We start from the raw sequence: 19,639 nt of genomic DNA, 5'->3' as shown, positions 1-19,639 counted from the left end.
CGCGGGGGTGGGGCGGGGCCGCCGAGCAACAAGACGAGGGGCCCGGGTTCGTGTGAACCCGGGCCCCTCGTTCATGCCAGACAGCTTGGCAGCATCGGCACATCAGATCGTACGCAGCCCCGCCCCGTACGGTGCGCCGCAGCTACGTGACCTGGTCGATTTCGCCGGGCATGCCCCGGGCCGGGATGTCGGCCCGGGGCTTCCGAAGCTGCCGCCAAGTGACAAGTAGCTCTCTGTAGCGTCTCCGAGGAATTTGCTGTCACCGCTCTCTGAACCGGGCCGTTCCCACCGCCAGGCCCGCACGGTCGCAGGCAGCGGCCGCGGCTTCCATCATGTTGTCCGACCGGCTCGCGGAGTTCGGCGACAGCCCCAGGTCATCGCCCGCGAAGATGAGGACGCCGCGCACCCTCTGGGCCGCCCGGCGCCATCCGGGCGGTAGCGACAGACGCAGGGGGTGCAGGAACGGCCCGCTCAGCCGGGGCGAACGCACGCTCAGCAGGCCCTTCGACAAGCGGACCTGCCACCCCTCAGCCTCCGGGACGGTCAGGGTGCTGTTCCGCGGCGCCAGGTGGAGTCCGGCGTCGAGCGCGGACGAGATGAACGCGGTGACGGGGTCTGACCCCGACACCGCCACCTGTCGCTGAGGGTCTTCCAGCAGCAGGTGCGGGATCGCCCCCTCGGGATGGTCGAGGAGCACGGCCTGGGCGTTCACGCGGGTGATGATGGGCATGGCCGCATCCTCGCGGAAACGCCAGGCCGCCAGGGGCCGGTGGGGCGCAGGCCACCCGATCGTGCGGTCAGCCGACCGCATGCCGCCTGTGCCGTGACGACCACCTATGAAACAGCCTCCGGGCCGCTCACCCTGACCGAACGTCACGCCGGTAACAGAGCGTTACGCGTCACTTCGCGGCAGCCGGGAGGCCAGGGCCATGTCCGCGGCCTGGACGTCGGAGAGCCCGAAGCCCTGGCGCCGGGCGAGGACGTCGTTCCGTACGGCGTCGAGCTCCTGGGCCGAGACCGTGGCCCGGTCCGTCAGGACGAGCCGGCAGACCCGTGCAACGCACCGCAGCTGCGTGCCCTGGTCGATCCCTCCGGGCACGCCCCGGGCCAAGGTGTTCATGGCCTGGACGTCGGAGGTGGTGAAGAGGTCCCGGAAGGGCCCGGTGGCGAGCCGGTGAAGGGCCATGCCGGCGTGCCCTCGGACCGGCGGGGGCGTCTCGTCGGGCAGGGGCCACAGGGTGGCGATGACGGCCTCCAGGGCCTCGAAGCCGTCGGAGCCGTGCTCGTGGGTGAGCCGCCGGTGGAAGTAGCGGGCTGCGACCTCGCCGCCGAGCATGACCGCCCCGACGTGCAGGGAGGGGGCGCCCTCGCCGTTCCAGCGGTGGCACCGGGCGGTCGCGTAGAGGACGCGCAGGAGCCGGGCCTCGTCCAGGTCCCAGAGGCCCGGGCCCCGGGTGAGGGCGATGCCGACGGCGGCGCGGTCCTGCGGGAGCATGCCCGCGGTCGGCCCGTAGTCCGGGACGGTGAACAGCAGCCCGGTGAGGCCGTGCTCGGTCCGGTCCAGCTCGGCGGCCTTCGCGTCGGCGATTTCGATGTCCCGGTCGGTGACGCGGGCGGTCACGGGGAGGATCACAGCGTCTCCAGGGTCAGAGTGGGCAGGCCGGCGGTGCGCGCGGTGAGGACGTCCTCGCGGACGGCGGTGAGGACGTCACGGTCGAAGCGGATGCGCCCCCGAGCAAAGGTGCCGCAGACGCCGGCGGCGCACCGTAGCCGCTGCTGGAGGCCCTCGCCCGGCAGGGTGCGGGCGACCAGGCGCATGGCCTGGATCTCGGTGAGGGTGAACGCGTGCCGGTGCGGGCCGTTCGCGAGGCGCAGGAGCGCCACCGCCGCCCTCGCGGGGTGATCGGGCTCCTGGGGGCGTTCCTCCCCGGGGAGGGGCCACTGGAGGCCGATGGCGGTCTGGAGGGGCGCGAGGAGGACAGGGGGGTGCCTGTGGGAGAGCTGCTGGTGGAGGTAGCGGGCGGCGATCTCGCCGCCGAGCATGACCGCGCCGAGCGGCAGCATCGGTCCCGCGCCCTGGCAGTGGACCCGGCCCACGGCCCGCAGGACGGGCAGGAGACGGTCCTGCGCCGCCGCGCCGGAGAGATGGAGCGTGAGCGTCGCGCCCACGGCCTCCTGGTCCCGCGGGTTGAGCATCGCGGTGGGCCCGTAGTCCTTGACGCCGAAGAGCAGATCGATAAAGGCCCCCGGCTCCTTCTCATGCCTCTCCCTGAACTCGGCGGCGGCCTCCAGGTCGTCCTCGGTGACGTATGCGATGCCGGGGTAGGTCACGATGCCTCCGTGAGCAGGGCGGGCGGGACCTGGCCGGTGGTGCGCAGGTGCAGGATCGCGTCGGCCAGCTCGCCGAACGCGGCCTGCACCGCCTCGCCGACGGCGGCCTCCTGCGGCGTCCGCTCGCTCCCGAGCCGCCCGCGGGCGGCCTCGCGGCGGAAGGCGACGTAGGTGGCGGCGAGGTAGGCGTCGGGTCCGGCCGACGCGCTGGGGGACAGCGGCTTCGCGTCCTCGGCCTCCTCCTCCTCGCTCGGCTTCCGGGTGACGACGGCCTCAACGAAGTCCTCGACCGTGGCGAAGTCCTCCTTGCGGAGCCCGTGGTCGGGCATGAGCGCGGCCGGGGCGGCGTTCCGCGCGATCTCCCGGGCGGCGTGACGCCAGATGTCGGCGGCCGCGTGCTCGGCCGTCGAGGTGGCGGCGGCGCGCAGGGTGGCGGCGCGGGCGTGCACGGCGCGGGCGAAGTCGTCGATCTCCGGGCCGTACTCGTTCAGCCGGGAGACAGCGATGTTCCCGGCGGGCCGGATCCGGCGCAGCGTGTCGAGACCGACGCCGCTGTTCTCGGAGATGTCGACCGGGTCGGCGCCGGCGGCGAGCGCGCCCAGGAGGAGGACGTCGAGCCGGTCGGTGACCTCCTGCTGATCGCCCGCCCAGTCACGCAGCGCGTCTTCGGCCTCCTCCAGGCTGTCGAAGCGCCGGGCGGGCTGCACCTGCTCCGCGGCGGCCACGCTGCTGCTCTTCGCGGGGTCCCGCTTCTTGCGCATGTACAGGGCCTGCCGGGTCTTGCCGAGTTCGCGGGCGGCCGCGGCCCGGTTCCCGCCGTGCTGGGCGATCAGCTCCGCCAACGCCTCCTCGGCTGCCTGCTTGTAGGGGGCGGCGGCGGCCTCGGCGGCGGCCTCGGCGGCGTGGAAGCGGCGGACCGGATCGGTCTCGGCCAGGACCCGGGCCGCATGGTCCAGGGGATTCTGCATGTGCTGCTCCAAGAGGAAGACGGGGCCCGGCCGGTCGGCCGGGCCCCGGGGGAGGGTGATCAGTCGTCGTAGGCGTCGTACGCGGCGCGCTCGGCCATCTCGGCGTGCACGGCGGCCATGTGCTGGCGGTGCTCCTCGATCTCCTGCGTGGTGGGGACTTCCTCGGGCACCTGGCGCTCTTCGGTGTGGGTCTCCTCGCCGTCGGCGCCCACGCCGGTCACGGTCACGCGGACCGTCTGCGCGGTCGGGTCCGTCACCGGCCACCCCAGCGCCGTGTGGATGGCCGCGTTGTAGTTCATGCTGGCCTGCTCCCGCGCGATCTCCTCCGCGAGCAACTCGGCGGCGCCGGTCAGCGCCCACGGCTCGCAGCCGTCCCGCACGACGTAGCCCGGCACGCTCGGGACGCGCCCCAGGTGCTCCTTCGCCTCGTGGACGGTCGTCCACTCCCCGCCGTCCTGCCGCTCGACGAGGAGGTTGTAGAGGCCGTGGGGGATGCCGGCGACGTCGCTCTCCGTCCACCACGGCGGGTCGTCCTTCCCCGCGCACTCGGCGAGTTCGCGGACCTCGGCCTCGTAGGCGGCGACCGCCTTGTCCTCGTCCGCGGTGTCGGTGACGTCGGAGCTGGCCGGGTTGTTGCTGAGTACGGCCCACCGCTGCTCGCCGTCCTCGGTGACGTAGGCGCGCAGTTCGACGGTGGCGTTCTCCTCCTGGTACCGGCCGGCTGCGTAGGTCGAGCGGTACTTGGTGCCGGCGCGGGCGAGGGCGACGAGGGCGTCGCGCTCTTCCTCGTCCAGGTCTTCGGTGACGCGGTCGTGAGTCGACTGCAAGGTCCGCATGGGTCTACTCCCTGGTAGCCGCAGCACTGCATGGCGGCGGCGCCGTATGTCCGGACGCGCAGGAACCCGTCCGGAAGTCCGAAGGTAACAGGGCCTTACCCATCACGGTAAGCCCCCGTTACCCGAAAGGGTGATGCCGTTCCCTACTCCCCGGCCCGGCCAGGGCGGTCAACTGCGCACCCGGCACTCACTGCACGGCCCTGGCCGGGCGCCGGTAGCGATTGCACTCCCGGTCGTGCGGCCGCCCATGGCCCTCTTGGGCGTAGCAGTCGCAGTGACGCGAGACCGGAGCGGTGATCCAGTCGGCGACAACGGCGGCCAGGGCGGCGGAGTCCGCGAGGCAGTCGAGCACGGTGGAGCCGTCCCCGCTGATGTGGACCGGGTCGCCGACAGGGTCGCCGCACTCGTCGTGCAGAAGCATCGACCATCCGGTGTGCTCGCCGGCCGGATGGTCGACGGAGCCGTCGCGGCCGACGATCGACAGGAAGCCGACGGCGCCGCGGGTGAACGGGATGGGCACCTGGTAATGGGCGCTGCCGGTGTCGTAGACGCACGACAGCTCCCGGCCGGGGACGATGCCGTACTCGCCGAGCGCGGCCAGCAGCCGGGCCCTGGCCGCGGGGACCGGAGGCGCCGGTGCGGCGGCGGGGGGCTGCTCGTAGAGCGCGGCCGCGGCCTTCCACCACGCTGCGCGCAGGGCGGCGTCCTCTCGGGCCCGGGCGCACTGCCCGCGCTGTATCCCCATGCCGCCGGCCAGCGGGGCATAGAGGTGCGGGACCGAGGGCCGCAGCAGGTCCGCGTACTCCTTCCCACCGAGGAAGATGACGTCGGCGTCGTCCAGCCCGAGGCGGGCCGTGTGCTGGCCCATCTTCTCCGCCGTGACGGCCCTCTCTTCGCCGACCCTGACGTCGTACGGGTGGAGGGGCTGGGCGAGGGGGACGAGGCCGTGGAGCGCGGAGGCAATGAAGACCAGCGACGGGTCGGTCAGGGCGTCCGCCGCGCCGCGCAGGGACCGGTGGTAGTCCCCCACGTAGAGCTCGCCGGCCGGGTAGCCCGCGAGCGGGTTGCCGTACTCGTTGACCCCGGGGTCCGGCTGCTTCTTCTGTCCGCACGCGATGATGACGACCCGTCGGCGGCGGACCTTGATGCCGCCGCGCTGCCGGGCGTATTCGCGGCCGAGCTCGGTGAGGTAGAGCGACCGGCCGGTGTCCTCCCACGTCGCCGCCGACGTGTCCCAGGTCTCGGGCCGGATGTTGGCGTACCCCGCCTGGTTGACCTTCCGGAGGGTGGACTCGCGGAACCACGGCGCGTCTCGGTTCTCGCCGCGAGCGTCGTCGCGTCCGGCCACGAGCTGATCGGGGCGGCGGGCGGCGGTGAGCACGGCTTCGTGCTGCCGCTCGGGCAGCTTCGGCAGGACGCCCACGCTGGCCGGAAGGGACTGGAGGGACCGAGAGGACGGATTCGCCTCACGCCACGCGTCCAGGGCCGCACGGCCGGCGGCGGTCATCCGGCGCGTGCCGTCAACCTGCTTGACGATCAGGCGGTCACCTTCGAGCTTGGCCAGGGCCGCGGGGTGCCCGGTGACGAGGCCGCCGTCGTTGCTGTCGAGGATCTTCGCGCCCGTGGGGCTGAGCATCGAGGTGGACATGGAGATTCCTTTCTGGAGCCCGGCTCAGAGCGAGCCGGGCAGTGAAGTGGGTCAGAGGGTGGCGCGGCGCCGGTCGGCCGGCCGCCAGGTACGGCGGATGAGGCCAGAGCCGGTGGCGTACCGGGCCGTCATCACGGCGTCGGTCTCGCAGACGGACGGCAGGGTGAAGAGCTCTTGGGCCACGTGCTCGGCGAGGTCACGGCGCAGCGGGCCCCGGGGGTCGAGGCCACGGGCGGCGGCCCACTTCGCACGGTCGGCGCACAGGCGCCACGACAGCGTCATGCGGACGCGCCCGGCGACCACCCGGACGCTGCCGGGGCGGTAGCTGTATGCGTAGCCGTCGGCCTCGGCCAGGGCGGCGATGTCGATGATGGATGCGGAGACGTACCAGGACAGTTCGCGGGGGACCTCGGCCGGCTCGTATCCGCCGTCCTCGGCGAACGAGTCCACGCCGACGTCCCACCACGTCTCAAGCCGGGCGATCACGCGGCGGGCTCACCGGCCGTGGCCAGGAACAGGGCGACGACGGCCGCCGCGGTGGCGGAGTCGGCGGCGCAGTCCACGGGGCCGGGGAACGCCGGGTAGAGCAGGGTGCGGATCGGCTCGCCGTGCGGGTCGTAGAGCGCCACGACCCATCCGGTGTGCGTGTCGGCCGGGTTGGTGACGCTCGGGTCCCGGTCGGCCATGGCGATGTACTGGCCGGAGAGGACACCGGTGGTCAGGTCCCCGGCGTCGAGCGGGACGGCGAAGCAGGAGACATCCTCGATCACCTGGATTCCGTGCGTGGCGAGGGCGCTGCGGAGGACGTCGCCGGCGGTCTGGTTGCTGTTGGGCATGGGGGTTCCTTCGGGGTGTGGGGCGGCCGGGGGTGGCCGGCCGCCGGGAGGTGGGTCAGGAGGTGGTGCGGGCCATCCAGGCGGCGACGGCCCGGGCGCACGCGGCGCTCTGCTCGGCGCAACCCAGCTCGGCGGGGGCGGCGTAGATCTGTTCGACGTACTCGCCGGTCTCGTCGTGGAGGTGGACGGACCACGGCTCGGTGTGCTCCCGCACGGGCCGGTTGGCCAGCTCGCCGGCGTACATCAGCAGGTGCGGCCGCGAGGAGACGTCATCGGTGATGGCCGGATCGGCGGCCATCACCCGGAAGGTGACACCGTCGAAGTCGTCCGGGTGGGAGCGCAGGCCGTACGCGCTCAGCGCGGCGTCGAGCACGTCGCCTTCGTTGGGGGCTTCGCGGACGGGCCAGAGCTCGATGACGCGGTCCGGGGTCGCGATGAACACGACGCCGGCGTAGTCGCTGAGGATCCACGCTCCGTCGGCCTTCGCCCAGTTGTAGACGACCTGCTCGACGAACTCGCGGGGCCAGGGGCCGGGCCTGGTGACGCGCCAGCCGGTGGCCGCGTCCTCGTCCCGGTGGCGATCGACCGCCTTGAACTCGAACGCGGCGAGCACGGCGGGGTACGTGGGGCGGCTGATCGGTTCGGCCTGGAAGCCGGTCGGAAGCGACTGGGCGGAGGCGAGGTCGTCGGCGGTCGCGTTCCACAGGGCGATCTCGGCGGCCCGCAGCACGGTCCCGCTCGCGGCCAGCAGCGCTTCGGCGTACATCCTGCCCTCGGCCGCCTTCTGCCGGGATGCGCTGCGGTCACGGATGCCCGCCGTACGGCGCTGACTGGGCGGCAGGTACTCGTCGGACCGCACGAGCATCCCCAGTGCGCTCTCGGCCCGGCTGCTGTGCTTCCGGGCTGTGTGCAGGTCGCTCTTCGCGGCGGCCAGCTCCGCGATGGCCGTCTGCCGTTCGGCGGTCAGCTTCCTGACCAGGTGGGCGTTGCGGGTGGTGGTGGCGGACGCGATGTCGCCAGGGGTCGGTACGGACATGGTGGTGCTCCGGGAAGGTCAAGGGCAGCCGTGCGCGTGTGCGGACGGGCCGGGAAGGTGGTTGGGGCCGCCGCGACTGGTCGGTGGCGGGCGCGGCGGCGGTGTGTCAGAGCGCGCGGGCGGCCGCGAGCACGTTGTCGGCGCCGTCGACCTTGACGCCGAAGTGGGGCACGCCGGCGGGGAAGCGGATCCCGACGTGAACGCGGTGGTCCACGGAGAGGGAGAGCGTGTACCGGCCGCCCAGGGTGGGCCAGTTGAAGACGTCGTGCCCGCGCAGCGAGGGGAAAGCGGCGTGGAGGCGGAGGGCGGGCCGCCCGAACACCGGCGCGTGCCGGCGCTTGTCGTCGTTGTCGAGGTCGAGCACGGACAACAGGGCCACCGTCTGCTCGAACGACAGGTCGTTGAAGCGGGCGGAGACGTCGAGGGCGGGCCCGCTGGCCGCGCCTTCCGTGGGGGAGCTGTCGACCCGTGCGGGGCGGGCCTCAAGCTGCGCGCGGCCGCTGGCGGGCAGGGCCCAGGAGGTGTGGGCGGTGCCGAACTCCCAGGTAGTGGTGTGCTCCCGCTCGCCGAGGGCGGTGTTCATGGCGGCCTGGAAGCACGCGACGGGGCACAGGGCGTTGTGGGCCGGGATGAGGGTGCCGGTGACCAGCCACGTGAAGGCGGCGGCGTACGCCTCCGGGGTGTTCTTGTAGGCGATGGTGGTGAACGTGCCGCGCTCCCGGTTGGGGAGGTGCGCCGTCGCGTAGACCACGTGGTCGTGCGCGCCGAGGAGTTCGACGTGGTGGCCGCGCGCCGAGCGGAGGACCGCACGCAGCGGGTGGCGGGGGGAGTGGTCGGGGCGCAGCGTCCAGCCGTTGCCGAGCTCCGCACGGACGGCGGCGAAGAAGGTGTTGGCGGTGTCGACGCTGATGGGGCTCGTGGAAGGAGACACGAGGGTGCCTTTCTGGGAGGTCAAAGCGCTGGCCGGCCCCCTCGCTCTTGGGGGCCAACGAAGCTAACTGTACACCAACTTTATGAGCGGGGGGAGGGGTCCGCGAGCGCCAACCCCTCCCCCGCCCGGCCGGACTACTTCTCCGGCGGCCGCACGGCCAGCGTCCCGCTGGTCTCGTCCCGGCGCCCGAGAAGCCGCACCTTCCACCCCGCGCCCCGGAAGACCTCGGCGTACCCCACGTGGGTGTCCCACTGCTCCGCCACGACCTCCTTCGCCCACACATCGCCGTTCGGGGCCACGTTCCGCGGCGCCGTGACGATGAGCCCGCCGTCCTCGGTCGGGAAGAGGTGGAAGCCGGCGCGCGGCGTGAACGGCGGGGTGGCGATGTCGTCGTTGAAGATGCCGCCGAAGGTTCCGTAGCCCTCCAGCGTCAGCAGGGCGGCGCGAACGAGGGGCCGCTCGTGGTCGACCATGTTGCAGCCGATCCCGGCAGGCACCTCCCACGCCTCCGGGGAGACCTCCACCCTCAGGTGGCCCGGCGCCAGGAGTTCCGGCTTGCTGCCGGCCTCCGTCAGGTCTTCGATGATCCGGGCCGCACGCCGCTGCCGCCTCTCGGGGTCCTTGTCCCAGAACCTGACCACGGCCCAACCCGTGTACCAGTGGCCACGGACCCGCAGCCCCTCCAGGTGCAGCGACTCCAGGTCGTGGCCGTACTGGTTCAGGACCTCCCACACCGTGCGCACGTCGGCAAGCTCCTGGCCCACCATCCGCCGCGCGTGGATCTGGAAGTACCCGTCCACGTAGCCGCCGATGAACCCGCCGTGTGTCAGGGCGCGCCGGTACGCGTGCAGCGACGTGTCCGTCGTCTTCCCGACCCGGTACTCCCCATCGATCAGGAACCGCACGACCACGTGCGCCCCCTGCGTGGTCGACTCCACGAGGAACCCGTTCGCCAGCTGGTCATCGGCCCCCCGGGTCTCGGCCGGGTTGAAGCCGTAGGACAGCAGCAGGGACACGGCGGCCTGGACGTGCTCGTCGTCCGCATCGTTCGGGTAGTGGCCCAGGGTCGTTCCCTCCCGGCGCGGCACGACCGTTCCGGCGGGCGGGAACGCCTCGTGGATGCTCTCGTCGTCGAAGCCGGCGGGGTTCACCGTCCATCCCGCCTCGCGCAGCACCTCGACCGCCCGGGCGTGCTCGGCAACGGCGCCCCGCCCGCAGGACGAGACCCACACGCGCGTGGACTCCCCCTCGGCCAACGGCGCTACGCCCACCTTGAACCCCTCCTGCTCGACCATGAATCCGCCGTGACCCACCGACTCGCCGAAGTGCGCCGGCGTCAGGCCCGCGTCCGTCAGGAGCCCGATCGCCGCGCGCACGGACGGCGTCACGCGTTCCCCGTCCCCGCGCCCGGGGAAGTACCCGACCGCCGGCGCGCCGCTCTTCGGGCACCACGCCACCTTGAACTCCCCCGACGGGGCCCTGTACGCCACCCGGCGCCCGGAGTGCTCAATGTCGACACCGCGGCGTACGGCGTTGGCGACGTTGACCAGGACGTCAACGCGCTCGTGCACGATCGGCGGCCGGACGTCGGTGACACTGTGCTCCTCGGTGCGCAGCCACCAGAACCCGCCCCCGAGGAGTTCGTCCGCCCGGCGAAGGTGCGGCTCCATGCCGCGCGCCGAGTTGGTGATCGCGTCGGCCAGGGCCTGCTCCCGCTCCAGCTCCGCCGATCGCTCCTCGGCCTGCTCCGGAGTGCGGAAGGACGCCATCACGACGTTGGTCCACGTGTCCATCACGATGTGGGAGCCGCCGAACAGACCGCCGAGCACGGTGGTGTCCCCGTGGACCTCGTACCGGGGCCCGGCGGTGTCGTGCGGCCGGTCGGCGAAGAAGACCAGGTAGTACGAGGCGGGCAGGCTCACGACGTACCCGGCGGCCGCCAGCGCGTTCGCGAGCTCCAGCCTCTTCGGGGCCTGCACCCCCTCGATGCTCACCTCGTCGGCGAGTTCCCACGAAACGGCCCACTGGCCGTTGCGCGGGACGATGAGCCAGCCGTTGCGCCGGCCGGGCTCGTGCCGGGGGAACGCGTCGCCGAGGACGGCGGCGACCCGGTCGGGCAGGGGAAGGGATGGGTCAACGACGGTACGGGACATGGCGGGGCTCCAGTTCTGTTCGGGAAGGAACGGGCGGGCGCGGCGGGTCACGGCGCCGGCGGGGTGTTGTGCACGACGTCGTGCAGCGTCGGGTCGGTGGGCTGGATGCGGCGCCACTCCTGGATCGCGCGGCGCTCGCTCTCCAGGGATTCCCGGCTGATGTCCAGGCCGATGATCTTGGCGACCGCCAGCAGACGCCGGATGCCGTGGTCGAGGAAGACCAGGGCGCTTCCGGCAGGCCAGGACTCGGCGTCGGTCGTCTCCCAGGTCTCGCCCCGGGCGTCGAGGATCTCGGCGAAGGACTTCCAGTCGTCCCCGAGCAGCGCGGCGACGGCGTCACGCTCGGCCTGGTGCGACACGGTCACTCACCCACGGAGACGTCGGCCGCCGTCAGGACGAAGACGTGCAGGCACTCAACGAGCCCGCCGCGGGGCGGCTCCTCGGGGCGCAGGTAGCGGGCGTACAGGCGGCCCGACAGCCGGTGCCACGACACCGCGGCGCCGGGGTGGTCCAGCATGATCGTCCTGACCACGTGCAACATCTGCCAGACCGGCACCGTGGCGGGGAAGTACGACGCGAAGCACTCGTTGTGCTTGGCGAGCAGTTCGCGGCCCGCGAAGAGCTGGCCGCCGCGCGCCATCAGGTACTGCGACGCGTGCCGGGTCGGCGCCGTCAGGCGGAGCGCGTACAGCTCCATGAGGCTGTTCACCGGCTGGCCCGGCAGCGAGGCGGCCGGCGAGACGGGCACGAACCGGTGCTCGGCGCTCCCCGACTCGACGGCGGCCGCCAGGGCGTGACGCACCTCGTCGTCGGTGAAGCAGCCGGAGCCGTTGTCCGGGACGGGCGCCCACCCCTCGGTACGCCGCTCCCAGACGTCGCCGGTGGACCACTCGTAGCGGTCGCCGTTCCAGAAGCGCAGCGGCACGGACGGCGGGGGGAACGCGGCCGGCTCGGCGGCCGGGATGGACGGGGCAAGGGGGAGCACGGGGTTCTCCTCGGTGGGTGAAGGGAAAGGGGGCACGGTGCGCCCTGCTCACGGCCGTAGCGGGTACGGCCGAGGGGAGGAAGCGCCGGGCGGCCCCGGGGCGCGGCGAGCACGCCCCGGGCCGGCGGGGAGGTCAGATGCGGGACAGCGCGGTCGCGACGGCGGCCCGGGCCTTGTCGTCGGGGCTGCGGGGGAAGAAGCGGGCCGGGCCCTGCGTCCCGTCCTCGGCGACGCGCTGAACGCGGATGGCGCCTTCCGGGAATCCGGCCACGAACGGCGGGACGACCTCGAACAGATAGTCCGCGCGGCCGATGCGGCGGCTGTAGTCCGCCCACGAGTCCTCGGGCGCGGGCTGACGCATGCCGACCACGAACAGGCCGTACGCCTGCGCGATGGCGACCAGCGCGCGCCGGGACTCGTACAGGGCCGGGGCCGCTATGGCGCGCTCCACCGAGTTGATGAACGCCTTGCTGGCCCCGAACAGAACGGTCGGGTCGCCGGTGCTGTGCGCCATCTCGCCCAGCCGCCGCAGGGCGGCCAGGCCGTTGAACCAGGCCGCGTTCCAGGCGGCGCCGTCCCCCGCGCGGTAACGGGTCTCGCACTGGGCGGCGAGCAGCACCAGGGCCCGGAACGCGGGGTGCGCCGTCGTGGCGGTCTCCACCAGGCCCACGATCTTGGCGAGTTCTTCTCGCAGCTCTTCGAGCATCGCCCATTCGTCGGCGTCCTCGGCGAGCACCACGACCCGCAGCGCATCGTGAAGGGAAGTCCAGGCGAAGTCGTCCACGGAGGCCACGGGGGCGTCGCACAGGGCTGCGTCGAGCGCCCCGAGGGTGTCGTGGGCGGGGCGCTCCTCGACGGCCCGCACGGCCGCCTGTACGGCGGTCACGTACGGGCGCAGCGGCTCGACCTCGGCCCGGTAGGCGTTGCGGCCGGCGATGTACTCCCAGGAGCCGAGGGCCCGCCACCCGTTGGCGTGGAGCAGCCGGTCCCCGGCGAACCCCTCCGCCGAGTCGTACGGGGCGGTGAACCGGGCCACGGCGTCCGGGCCCTTCCCCCTGGCGACGATGCTCACCCGGTCCTCGCGGCGCGCGCCCTCCGAGCGGCGGGTGACCTGCACGCCGGCCCAGTGCTCGGCGAAGTAGCGGACGGGCGGGGCCGCGGCGGCGGGGGTGACGGGAACGATGGTGTTCATGGACGGGTCCTCCGAGAAGGGTGGGAGATGGGTGGGTGCGGACAGCCGGCGGGGCGTACGGGACACGCCCCGCCGGGGCTGGATCACAGGGAGCTGATGAACTGGTCGAGGGCCTTGCGGCGGGTGCGGGCGGTCAGCGCGAACGCGCGGATGGGCTCGTACGCACCGGAGAGGACGGTCAGCCGCCCGTGGGGGAAGCCCTCCAGACAGCCGCCCTCGGTGAGGTCGAAGACGTACCGCCGCGTCCCGAGGACCCGGGTCCACCGCGTGATGGCGCTGCCGTTCTCCCGGGCGACGCGGGGGCCGATCGGGAACTCGCCGTAGACGCGCGCGGCGTACTCGGCGAAGTGTGCGGCGGTCATCTGGGCGACCCATGTGACGGCGGTCCGCATCCGGCCGGCGAACTCCGCCGAGGTGCGCACCATCAGGTCGTTGAGCGGCCGGGCGTTGGTGCGCCGCAGGAGGATGCCGATCAGGCGCGCTCCCGCTTCGGCGGCCCGCGTCCACGGGTCGTGCCGGTGCTCCTCCATGTCGGGGCGGTACTCGTGGCAGAGGGCCAGAAGCCTGGTCACCTCGCTCATTGCGTCCGACGAGTACGCGGGGGTCCAACGCGGCTCGAACCGGGTGAGCTCGACCACCGTGTAGACGGAGTACTCGATCCGCGCAAAGAGCTGAGACTCCTCGGCGCGCTCCAGGACCCGGAGAAGGTTCACGTACTGCTCGCTGTCCAGCACCTTGTTCGCGGGGCCGCCGGGGAGCGCACGGGCGGCCTGGGACAGGTCCATGAGGGTGGAGAGCCCCGGGTCCTGGCGGACGGCCCGGACGGCGGTACGGAAGGCCAGCAAGGGCGTGCGGTAGTCGACGGCAACGGTGGTCATGGCGGAGTCCTCCAGGAAGTCACGGGGGAGGCGGGAAGGGCGGGCGCATGGTGGCCCGGCAGACGCGGTTACGGCGCGCCCTGCACACAGCCGCGGCGACGGTGGACGCGGGCATGTGCGGGAGGCGGCGGAACGGGCCCGGGGCGGGGGAGGGAGCAGCCCCGGGCCGGCATACGGGTCAGGCGTCGATGAAGCCCTTGCAGGCGACGGTGTAGCGGCCGCCGTGGTGAAGGCGCGGCTGACGGCAGTCGGAGCACTCGGCGGTGTCGGGGTGCCCGGCGGGGCGCACCGTGAAGGCGTTGCAGGCCGTGCCGTTGGGGTTGGCGTGCTCGCTCTTCCACTGCCCGCACTTCGCGCACAGCGGCCGGTCGGGGTCCGGGTCGGGGTGCGCCACGAACACGTCCGGGAGGTCCGGGTACCAGTACGCGAGCGCGCCCGTCACTTCGTCCCGGGACATGGCCCCGTCGTGGTCGCGGGTGACGTTGAGGAGCACGGCGCGCATCAGGGCCCCGGACATGACCTGTCCCTTCTGGCGGGACAGGACGTGAGGCCCGTACGCGAACACGCGGTAGGCGGGGAACGTCGCGTTGGCCGGATCGGTGAAGGGGGCGTACTGCGCGACGGCGGGGGGAACTTCGTTGAACTCCACGGTGGAACTCCCGTAGGGCGAAAGCGGGTGAAAGGGGAGCAGGACGGGCGCGCGGCGGGGAACCTCACCGCCAACAGCGCAAGCCTCTGACCTGCGAAAGGAACATCTCGTTGAACTTCGTTGAACCGTTCTACGCGCGCGCGTGTCACGAGGGCGGCTGTGGGCCGGCCCCGGGGCGCACCGGCGGGTGCGGTGCGCCCCGGGCGGCCGGGGGTCAGCTGTCGCGGTCGATGCGGACGGTGACCCGGTGGCGGTACCGGCCGTAGACCTCGCGGGCCCGGTAGCGGTACTGGGAGTAGGCGAGGCGGGCCCGGTGCTTGGAGTTGCGCCAGTGGGGCGTCAGGCGCCACACGCCGATGCGGGTGCGCAGCCGCGCCAGGGGCCGGAGCTGCGCGAGGTCGACGTCGCTCGCGTCGGCGAGCTGGATGAGGACGGCGGCGGCGACACGGGCCGGCGACGCGTCGGCGGGGGCGATGGTGCCCTTGTGGTCCCACCCCTCCATGGCGAGGAAGTCCCGGGTGGCGAACTCCCACGCGCCGTCGTGGTTGCGGAAGGCCCAGTGCTCTTCGGCGCCGACGAGGGTGAGGCCGTAGTCCTGGCACCGGACGATGCCCGTGTACCCGTCGAGGAAGCCGGCGAGGATGAGGCGCGCTTCCGCGGCCCGGAGGAACGCGCGCTCCTCGGTGCGGTTGTTGTAGAACGCCCGGGCTTCCTCCTCGCCCTTGCTCCACTCGGTGCCGTTCTCGTTGCGGTAGGTGGTGGAGTGGGCGAGGTCGAGCACCTTCATCGCGTGGGCGGGGTCGCCCTCGTAGGCGGGAAGGGGGGTCTGCCACACGGTGGACCGGCCGTTCTCCCGGAACACGGAGTCGTTCCACGGGGGGCAGTCGGTCAGTTCGACGGCGGTGACGCGCCCGTCGGGCTCGGTGCGCACGGTGATGAACAGCGGTTCGTCGGTGTCGCCGGCGGGGTTGTGGTCGGTGACCTTGGCCAGGGTGACGGACATGGGCGTATGGCCTTTCTGGGAGCACGGGGTGCTTGGCCGGCCCCCTCGCTCTTGGGGGCCAACGACGAGAACTGTACACCGATTTTAGGCGTGGGCGTCAATCCCCTTTCCTTGATGAACTCCCCCCTGGGTCGCGCGAGAGGGGACCCGGACCCTCTTCCTAAATCTGGTGTACAAACGCCATCGCTTGCCCTTATGCTGGTGGAGCACCGACCGGAACGGAGCGGCAAGAGCGAGCCGCACCCGTCGCCCGGCCTCACCAGAAAGGGACCTCTGTGTCTGCTGCCGCCCGCCGCGCCCGCCGGCGTACCGCCGCCGCCGTCCTGCGAGACCGCCGCCGCGCCAACCGCGAGCACCGCGACATGACCGAACGCGTCAAGGTGAGCGACTACCTGACGATCCTCGGCATGGAGGAGACGGAGATCGACCGCTACGGCTCGTGGGCCGGCCGGTACGTCGCCTCCGAGTACCGGGCCGCGCACCACGGCTACAACACCCCGCTCCGAACCCGGACGCGCACCAAGCCGTGCAAGGGCTACCCCAAGGGCAAGTGGATCAAGGTCTTCGTCTACCGCCTGACGGACCCCGCGCTCCCCGCCGGATGCGGCAAGTACAAGCGCACCGCCGAGTACGTCCCCGCCGCGTAGAGCGCCACCGCGCCCCGTGTGCCGCCGGGCGGCCGGCCTTCCCCCCTCCGCCGCCGCCCGGCCCCTCTCCTTCACCCCGAACGCCCGTCCCCGGAGGACACCGCCATGACCACGTTCATGCTCGACAGCCCCGCGCGCCACAGCACCACGTCGCTCATCTGTGACCGGTGCTGCGTGCACTCCCCCAGCATCCTCGCGGACGGCCGTGCGCACTGCCCGTGCGGTCACACCGTCCCCACATCCGAACTCCAGCTGGACCCCGACGAGACGTGGTGCGTCCGGCTCGATCAGACGATCGGCTACCTCACCGCCCCCGAGACGGCGCTCACCCGCTACCGGGCCGCGCTCGACAAGCTCAACGACCACGGCGTGTGGGGCGAGGAGCGGGAGCAGGCGAACGAGGACTTCACCGCCGCCCTGACGGACCTGACGACCGCCCGCCTGTTGGGCGTGAAGCTCCCGGACGGCGCCCCGGCCGACATCGGCCGCATCTTCCTCGCGTGCGTCCTCACCCCGGACGGCACCTACGACAGCTCCAACGCCTACTGGCTCGGCCGCCCGTGCGTCACCTGCGCCCCGTACTCCGTGGACCCCGTCTTCCAGGAGGCGCACCCCTGCCGGAACCCGCGCACCCACGCGTGGGGCAACTACGCGGACTGGCAGCACAACGCCGCCTGGGAGCGCCGGACCGGCCGCACCCCCACGCAGTACGCCGTCTACTCCCCCGTGGCGCCCGACATCGACGCGGCGCGGGAGCGGGCCGTGCGCCGGTTCAACTCCCTGCGGGTCGCGGAAGCCCTCGCCGCGGTCCTCGCCGCCGCGACGGGCCGCGTCCGCCGCACGCAGCTCCCCGACGCCCCCGCCGACGCCCTCAGGGCCCTCAGGGACATGCACGTTGCCCTCCTGCGGAACCCCGCCCAGGGCCCGGCCCTCGGCCGCCTTGCCGGCCTGGAGGACACGTGCGAGCAGTACGGCGTGATCGCGGCCGACGGACGCGCCACGTGCCACCGCCACCGGCAGCTCGCCGGCGATTGCTGCCCCGCCTGACCTCCCGCCGCCCACCAGGGCGCGGCGCCCCTGCCGCGCCCCCTCCGATCGGAGACTTCCTGATGCGCCGCATCCTCGACCGCGCGCTCAACCTTGCCGCCGGTTTGCTGCTCCTCGCCCTGGCCCTGCTCGCCGCGTACGCCATGGGCGCCGCCCTGGACGGCGCCGCCGCCGACGCCGGACGCACCGCCACCGTCGCGCCGCACGGCGACGACAACGGAGACGGCCGGATCGATGAGGATGAGTCCGGATGGGACTGCGCCACCATGGGCAACCGCCAGTGCGGCCCCGCGCCCGCCCCCGTGTCCGCCGACTGCACGGGCCCCGGCCCCTGCACGGCCGAAGGGCTCCCCGCCGAGTGCCGCAACGCCCGCGCCGCGACCGTCCTGTGCGTAACGGTCGCGAGCCGGCCCGGCGGCCCCACACTGCTCCGCGCGCTCCCCCACCGCCCCGGGACTCCCGAGTACGCCGCCGCGCTGCGGGTGCTCGCCGCCGACACCCGCCCCCGCTACTGACCCGCCCCGCCCCAAGACGCACCGGTACTTCCGGGCCACGTACGGGGCGCGCCGCCTGTGGCCGACGCTCGTCACCCTCACCCGCCCGGCCGCCCAGCCCGCCACCTGACCGCCGGCCCGGGGCGCACCGGCCGCGCCCTGGGCCGACCCACCCGAGAGGAACCCCCATGCGCTTCCTGATCACCAACGACGAGCTTCGCCCCCTGGCCGTCGTCGACGTCTCCGACGCCGAGGAGACCGTCACGCTCGCCGTTGAGCGGGCCGACCGCCCGGAGTTGGGGTACATCGCGCTCGACCTGCGCGCGGACGGCTCGCTCACCGTCGGGCACTGGCCCACCGGCGAGGACTGGGAAGAGCTTCACAGCACCGAGGGCGTCCCGCTGGGGGACAGCTTCGAGGTCATCCCGGCCCTGCCGCCCGAGCAGTACCCGCTCGACGCCATCACGCGCGCCCTGGAGACCGCGCGAGACCGGGCGAAGGCGTTCACCGCCGACCCGGCCCCGATCGATGTCTTCTACGGCGCGGCGCTCGCCCTGCTGCGCAACCCGGCCTCCCAGTACCCGAACCCCGACAGCGAAGCCGGGTCCTGACCCGGCGCCACCTCGCCGGCCCGGGGCGCGCCAGCCGCGCCCCGGGCCCGACCCTCGAACGGATCCCCATGTCTCATCTGTCCCTGCCCGCGCCGCTCCCCCGCCCGATCGGTGCCCCCGCCGACTGGCCGGAGTTCCCCGCCGTCGCCCCGCTGATCACCGACGCCCCGCTTCCCGCCGACCAGTGGCCCGCGCTGGCCCTGTCCTGGGAGATGGTCACCCCGCACGCTCTCAACCCGGACGTGCGCGATGTCGTCGACGCGTGGCTGACGCAGCCCGGAGCGCCCGGCCCCGTGGCCGTGGCCTACCGGCACCGCTGGAACGGGACGTACCCCTACGGCTGGTCGTGTGGCGTGCACTTCTTCAACGTGCCGGTCGCCGGGGCCGCGTGCGCGGGCCGGCTCACGTCCTACGACTGCCCGAAGTGGGGCATCGAAAGCACCCCCGAAGCCGCCCGGGACAACGCGCTGCGCCATGTTGTCGAGCGGCATCAGGACGCCGCCGTGCCGTACGCCCCCCGCCTGCTCCGCGCCCGCCGCTTCTACGCCTGAACGCCTACTGCCCGGGGCGCGCCGCCGCGCCCCGGGCCACAAACGCCCGCCCTCTGCCACCCTCCCCCACCGCCTGTGCCGCCCGGCCGCCGAGAGGACCCCGCCATGGCCACCGCTACCGCTTCCCTGCCGCTCGCCATCTCCCGCCCGCTGGACGCCCCCAAGGTCGCGTACGCCCTGAACGACGTGCGCCGCGACGGCGCCGCGGTGCCGGTCTCCGGCGCCCTGGTGCGCTCCGTGCTCGCCTCTGCGCTCCACTCCCACGGCGCCGCCGCCGTCGAGCCGGACGGCACGGTCGTCTTCACCTTCGGGCCGACCGCGAGCATGCTCCCCGCCGTCCTCGGGCCGGTCTACCGGGCCGCGCCGTGCGAGCGGCCGCCGCTCACCCCCGGCTGCTCCCGGTGCGGGCACTGGGAGCGCGAGCACGACGAGCCGGGCGCGCCGACCGCGTGCACGTTCTACCGGCTGAGCATCGGCCCGGCCCGGTACGCCGTGCCGGACCGGGAGGACGTCACCTACTCGTGGGTGCGCCGTATGGGCCGTACGCGGGTCGTCTTCCAGATCACCCGGCCGAGCGGCGCGTTCCCCGGAGGGGTGCTCGTGGTGCACCGGATGCCCGCCCCCGGCGACGGCCCGTACGAGTACGCGAAGCACCACCTGCCGATACCGGCCGAGCGGCGCCCGGCCGTCCTGGAGCGCGCCCGCCGGCGCGTTCACCCCCAGCCCTGCCCGGCCTGACCCGGCGGGCCGGGCGCGCCCGCTCACGAACATGACGATCGCGGGGCGTCGATTCTCCCCCCGGCGCCCCGCGCTTCACCCGGACGGGCGACGGGGCGCGCCGCC

23 protein-coding genes are annotated in these 19,639 nt (G+C 73.4%); 6 read left to right on the top strand and 17 right to left on the bottom strand.

What is annotated here, in order from left to right; translation table 11 throughout:
• Nucleotides 1-259: 259 nt before the first annotated feature.
• The 17 genes from ACFW6A_RS24610 to ACFW6A_RS24530 all read right to left on the bottom strand — a co-directional run bounded on the left by ACFW6A_RS24610 (nucleotide 260) and on the right by ACFW6A_RS24530 (nucleotide 15,446).
• The gene (locus tag ACFW6A_RS24610; RefSeq protein WP_386642888.1) at nucleotides 260-730 is read right to left on the bottom strand and encodes a hypothetical protein; all 471 of its coding nucleotides are present in this window, start codon (nucleotides 728-730) and stop codon (nucleotides 260-262) included.
• A gap of 162 nt (nucleotides 731-892) precedes the next feature.
• Nucleotides 893-1,633 (bottom strand): hypothetical protein, encoded by a 741-nt coding sequence (locus ACFW6A_RS24605; RefSeq protein WP_386642885.1) that lies wholly within the window; start codon nucleotides 1,631-1,633, stop codon nucleotides 893-895.
• Nucleotides 1,630-2,331: a hypothetical protein gene (locus tag ACFW6A_RS24600; RefSeq protein ID WP_386642882.1), complete on the bottom strand. Its 702-nt coding sequence runs from the start codon at nucleotides 2,329-2,331 to the stop codon at nucleotides 1,630-1,632. The genes ACFW6A_RS24605 and ACFW6A_RS24600 overlap by 4 nt, the downstream gene beginning before the upstream one ends.
• Entirely contained in the window at nucleotides 2,328-3,299 is a 972-nt protein-coding gene (locus ACFW6A_RS24595; protein WP_386642879.1) for a hypothetical protein, read from the bottom strand. The genes ACFW6A_RS24600 and ACFW6A_RS24595 overlap by 4 nt, the downstream gene beginning before the upstream one ends.
• Before the next feature lie 59 nt (nucleotides 3,300-3,358).
• Nucleotides 3,359-4,135, bottom strand: coding sequence for a hypothetical protein (locus ACFW6A_RS24590; RefSeq protein ID WP_386642876.1), 777 nt, complete (start codon nucleotides 4,133-4,135; stop codon nucleotides 3,359-3,361).
• 187 nt (nucleotides 4,136-4,322) lie between these two features.
• Nucleotides 4,323-5,783 carry a DUF6884 domain-containing protein gene (locus tag ACFW6A_RS24585; protein ID WP_386642873.1) on the bottom strand — a complete coding sequence of 487 codons (1,461 nt, stop codon included), beginning with the start codon at nucleotides 5,781-5,783 and terminating at the stop codon, nucleotides 4,323-4,325.
• 51 nt (nucleotides 5,784-5,834) lie between these two features.
• Nucleotides 5,835-6,269: a hypothetical protein gene (locus ACFW6A_RS24580; protein WP_386642870.1), complete on the bottom strand. Its 435-nt coding sequence runs from the start codon at nucleotides 6,267-6,269 to the stop codon at nucleotides 5,835-5,837.
• Nucleotides 6,266-6,619 carry a hypothetical protein gene (locus tag ACFW6A_RS24575; protein WP_386642867.1) on the bottom strand — a complete coding sequence of 118 codons (354 nt, stop codon included), beginning with the start codon at nucleotides 6,617-6,619 and terminating at the stop codon, nucleotides 6,266-6,268. Before ACFW6A_RS24575 ends, ACFW6A_RS24580 begins: the two co-directional genes overlap by 4 nt.
• A 55-nt stretch (nucleotides 6,620-6,674) precedes the next feature.
• Entirely contained in the window at nucleotides 6,675-7,655 is a 981-nt protein-coding gene (locus tag ACFW6A_RS24570; protein ID WP_386642864.1) for a hypothetical protein, read from the bottom strand.
• Between the two features lie 106 nt (nucleotides 7,656-7,761).
• Nucleotides 7,762-8,586 carry a hypothetical protein gene (locus ACFW6A_RS24565; protein WP_386642861.1) on the bottom strand — a complete coding sequence of 275 codons (825 nt, stop codon included), beginning with the start codon at nucleotides 8,584-8,586 and terminating at the stop codon, nucleotides 7,762-7,764.
• A 134-nt stretch (nucleotides 8,587-8,720) separates the two neighbouring features.
• A complete protein-coding gene (locus ACFW6A_RS24560) occupies nucleotides 8,721-10,739 on the bottom strand; it encodes a hypothetical protein (protein ID WP_386642858.1) in 2,019 nt (672 codons plus the stop codon).
• A gap of 47 nt (nucleotides 10,740-10,786) precedes the next feature.
• Nucleotides 10,787-11,104 (bottom strand): hypothetical protein, encoded by a 318-nt coding sequence (locus ACFW6A_RS24555; protein ID WP_386642855.1) that lies wholly within the window; start codon nucleotides 11,102-11,104, stop codon nucleotides 10,787-10,789.
• Nucleotides 11,101-11,724 (bottom strand): hypothetical protein, encoded by a 624-nt coding sequence (locus ACFW6A_RS24550; protein ID WP_386642852.1) that lies wholly within the window; start codon nucleotides 11,722-11,724, stop codon nucleotides 11,101-11,103. Before ACFW6A_RS24550 ends, ACFW6A_RS24555 begins: the two co-directional genes overlap by 4 nt.
• 133 nt (nucleotides 11,725-11,857) lie before the next feature.
• Nucleotides 11,858-12,916, bottom strand: coding sequence for a hypothetical protein (locus ACFW6A_RS24545; protein WP_386642849.1), 1,059 nt, complete (start codon nucleotides 12,914-12,916; stop codon nucleotides 11,858-11,860).
• Between the two features lie 83 nt (nucleotides 12,917-12,999).
• On the bottom strand, nucleotides 13,000-13,794 hold the full coding sequence (locus ACFW6A_RS24540) for a hypothetical protein (RefSeq protein ID WP_386642846.1): 795 nt from the start codon (nucleotides 13,792-13,794) through the stop codon (nucleotides 13,000-13,002).
• 178 nt (nucleotides 13,795-13,972) lie between these two features.
• A complete protein-coding gene (locus tag ACFW6A_RS24535) occupies nucleotides 13,973-14,443 on the bottom strand; it encodes a hypothetical protein (protein WP_386642843.1) in 471 nt (156 codons plus the stop codon).
• A gap of 214 nt (nucleotides 14,444-14,657) precedes the next feature.
• Nucleotides 14,658-15,446, bottom strand: coding sequence for a hypothetical protein (locus tag ACFW6A_RS24530; protein ID WP_386642840.1), 789 nt, complete (start codon nucleotides 15,444-15,446; stop codon nucleotides 14,658-14,660).
• A gap of 275 nt (nucleotides 15,447-15,721) precedes the next feature.
• Here ACFW6A_RS24530 and ACFW6A_RS24525 point away from each other — a divergent pair, with 275 nt between their 5' ends.
• The 6 genes from ACFW6A_RS24525 to ACFW6A_RS24500 all read left to right on the top strand — a co-directional run bounded on the left by ACFW6A_RS24525 (nucleotide 15,722) and on the right by ACFW6A_RS24500 (nucleotide 19,534).
• Nucleotides 15,722-16,093 (top strand): hypothetical protein, encoded by a 372-nt coding sequence (locus ACFW6A_RS24525; protein ID WP_386642837.1) that lies wholly within the window; start codon nucleotides 15,722-15,724, stop codon nucleotides 16,091-16,093.
• Between the two features lie 105 nt (nucleotides 16,094-16,198).
• Complete coding sequence (locus tag ACFW6A_RS24520; RefSeq protein WP_386642834.1) at nucleotides 16,199-17,140, top strand: hypothetical protein; 942 nt, start codon at nucleotides 16,199-16,201, stop codon at nucleotides 17,138-17,140.
• A 62-nt stretch (nucleotides 17,141-17,202) separates the two neighbouring features.
• Complete coding sequence (locus ACFW6A_RS24515) at nucleotides 17,203-17,655, top strand: hypothetical protein (protein WP_386642831.1); 453 nt, start codon at nucleotides 17,203-17,205, stop codon at nucleotides 17,653-17,655.
• Between the two features lie 167 nt (nucleotides 17,656-17,822).
• Nucleotides 17,823-18,245 carry a hypothetical protein gene (locus ACFW6A_RS24510; protein WP_386642828.1) on the top strand — a complete coding sequence of 141 codons (423 nt, stop codon included), beginning with the start codon at nucleotides 17,823-17,825 and terminating at the stop codon, nucleotides 18,243-18,245.
• Nucleotides 18,246-18,313: 68 nt separating this feature from the next.
• On the top strand, nucleotides 18,314-18,796 hold the full coding sequence (locus tag ACFW6A_RS24505; RefSeq protein WP_386642825.1) for a hypothetical protein: 483 nt from the start codon (nucleotides 18,314-18,316) through the stop codon (nucleotides 18,794-18,796).
• Nucleotides 18,797-18,901: 105 nt separating this feature from the next.
• On the top strand, nucleotides 18,902-19,534 hold the full coding sequence (locus ACFW6A_RS24500) for a hypothetical protein (protein WP_386642822.1): 633 nt from the start codon (nucleotides 18,902-18,904) through the stop codon (nucleotides 19,532-19,534).
• Nucleotides 19,535-19,639: the final 105 nt, after the last annotated feature.

The organism is Streptomyces sp. NPDC058758 (assembly GCF_042746075.1).
GTDB lineage: Bacteria > Actinomycetota > Actinomycetes > Streptomycetales > Streptomycetaceae > Streptomyces.
This window is presented reverse-complemented; position numbering and strand designations above follow the sequence as displayed.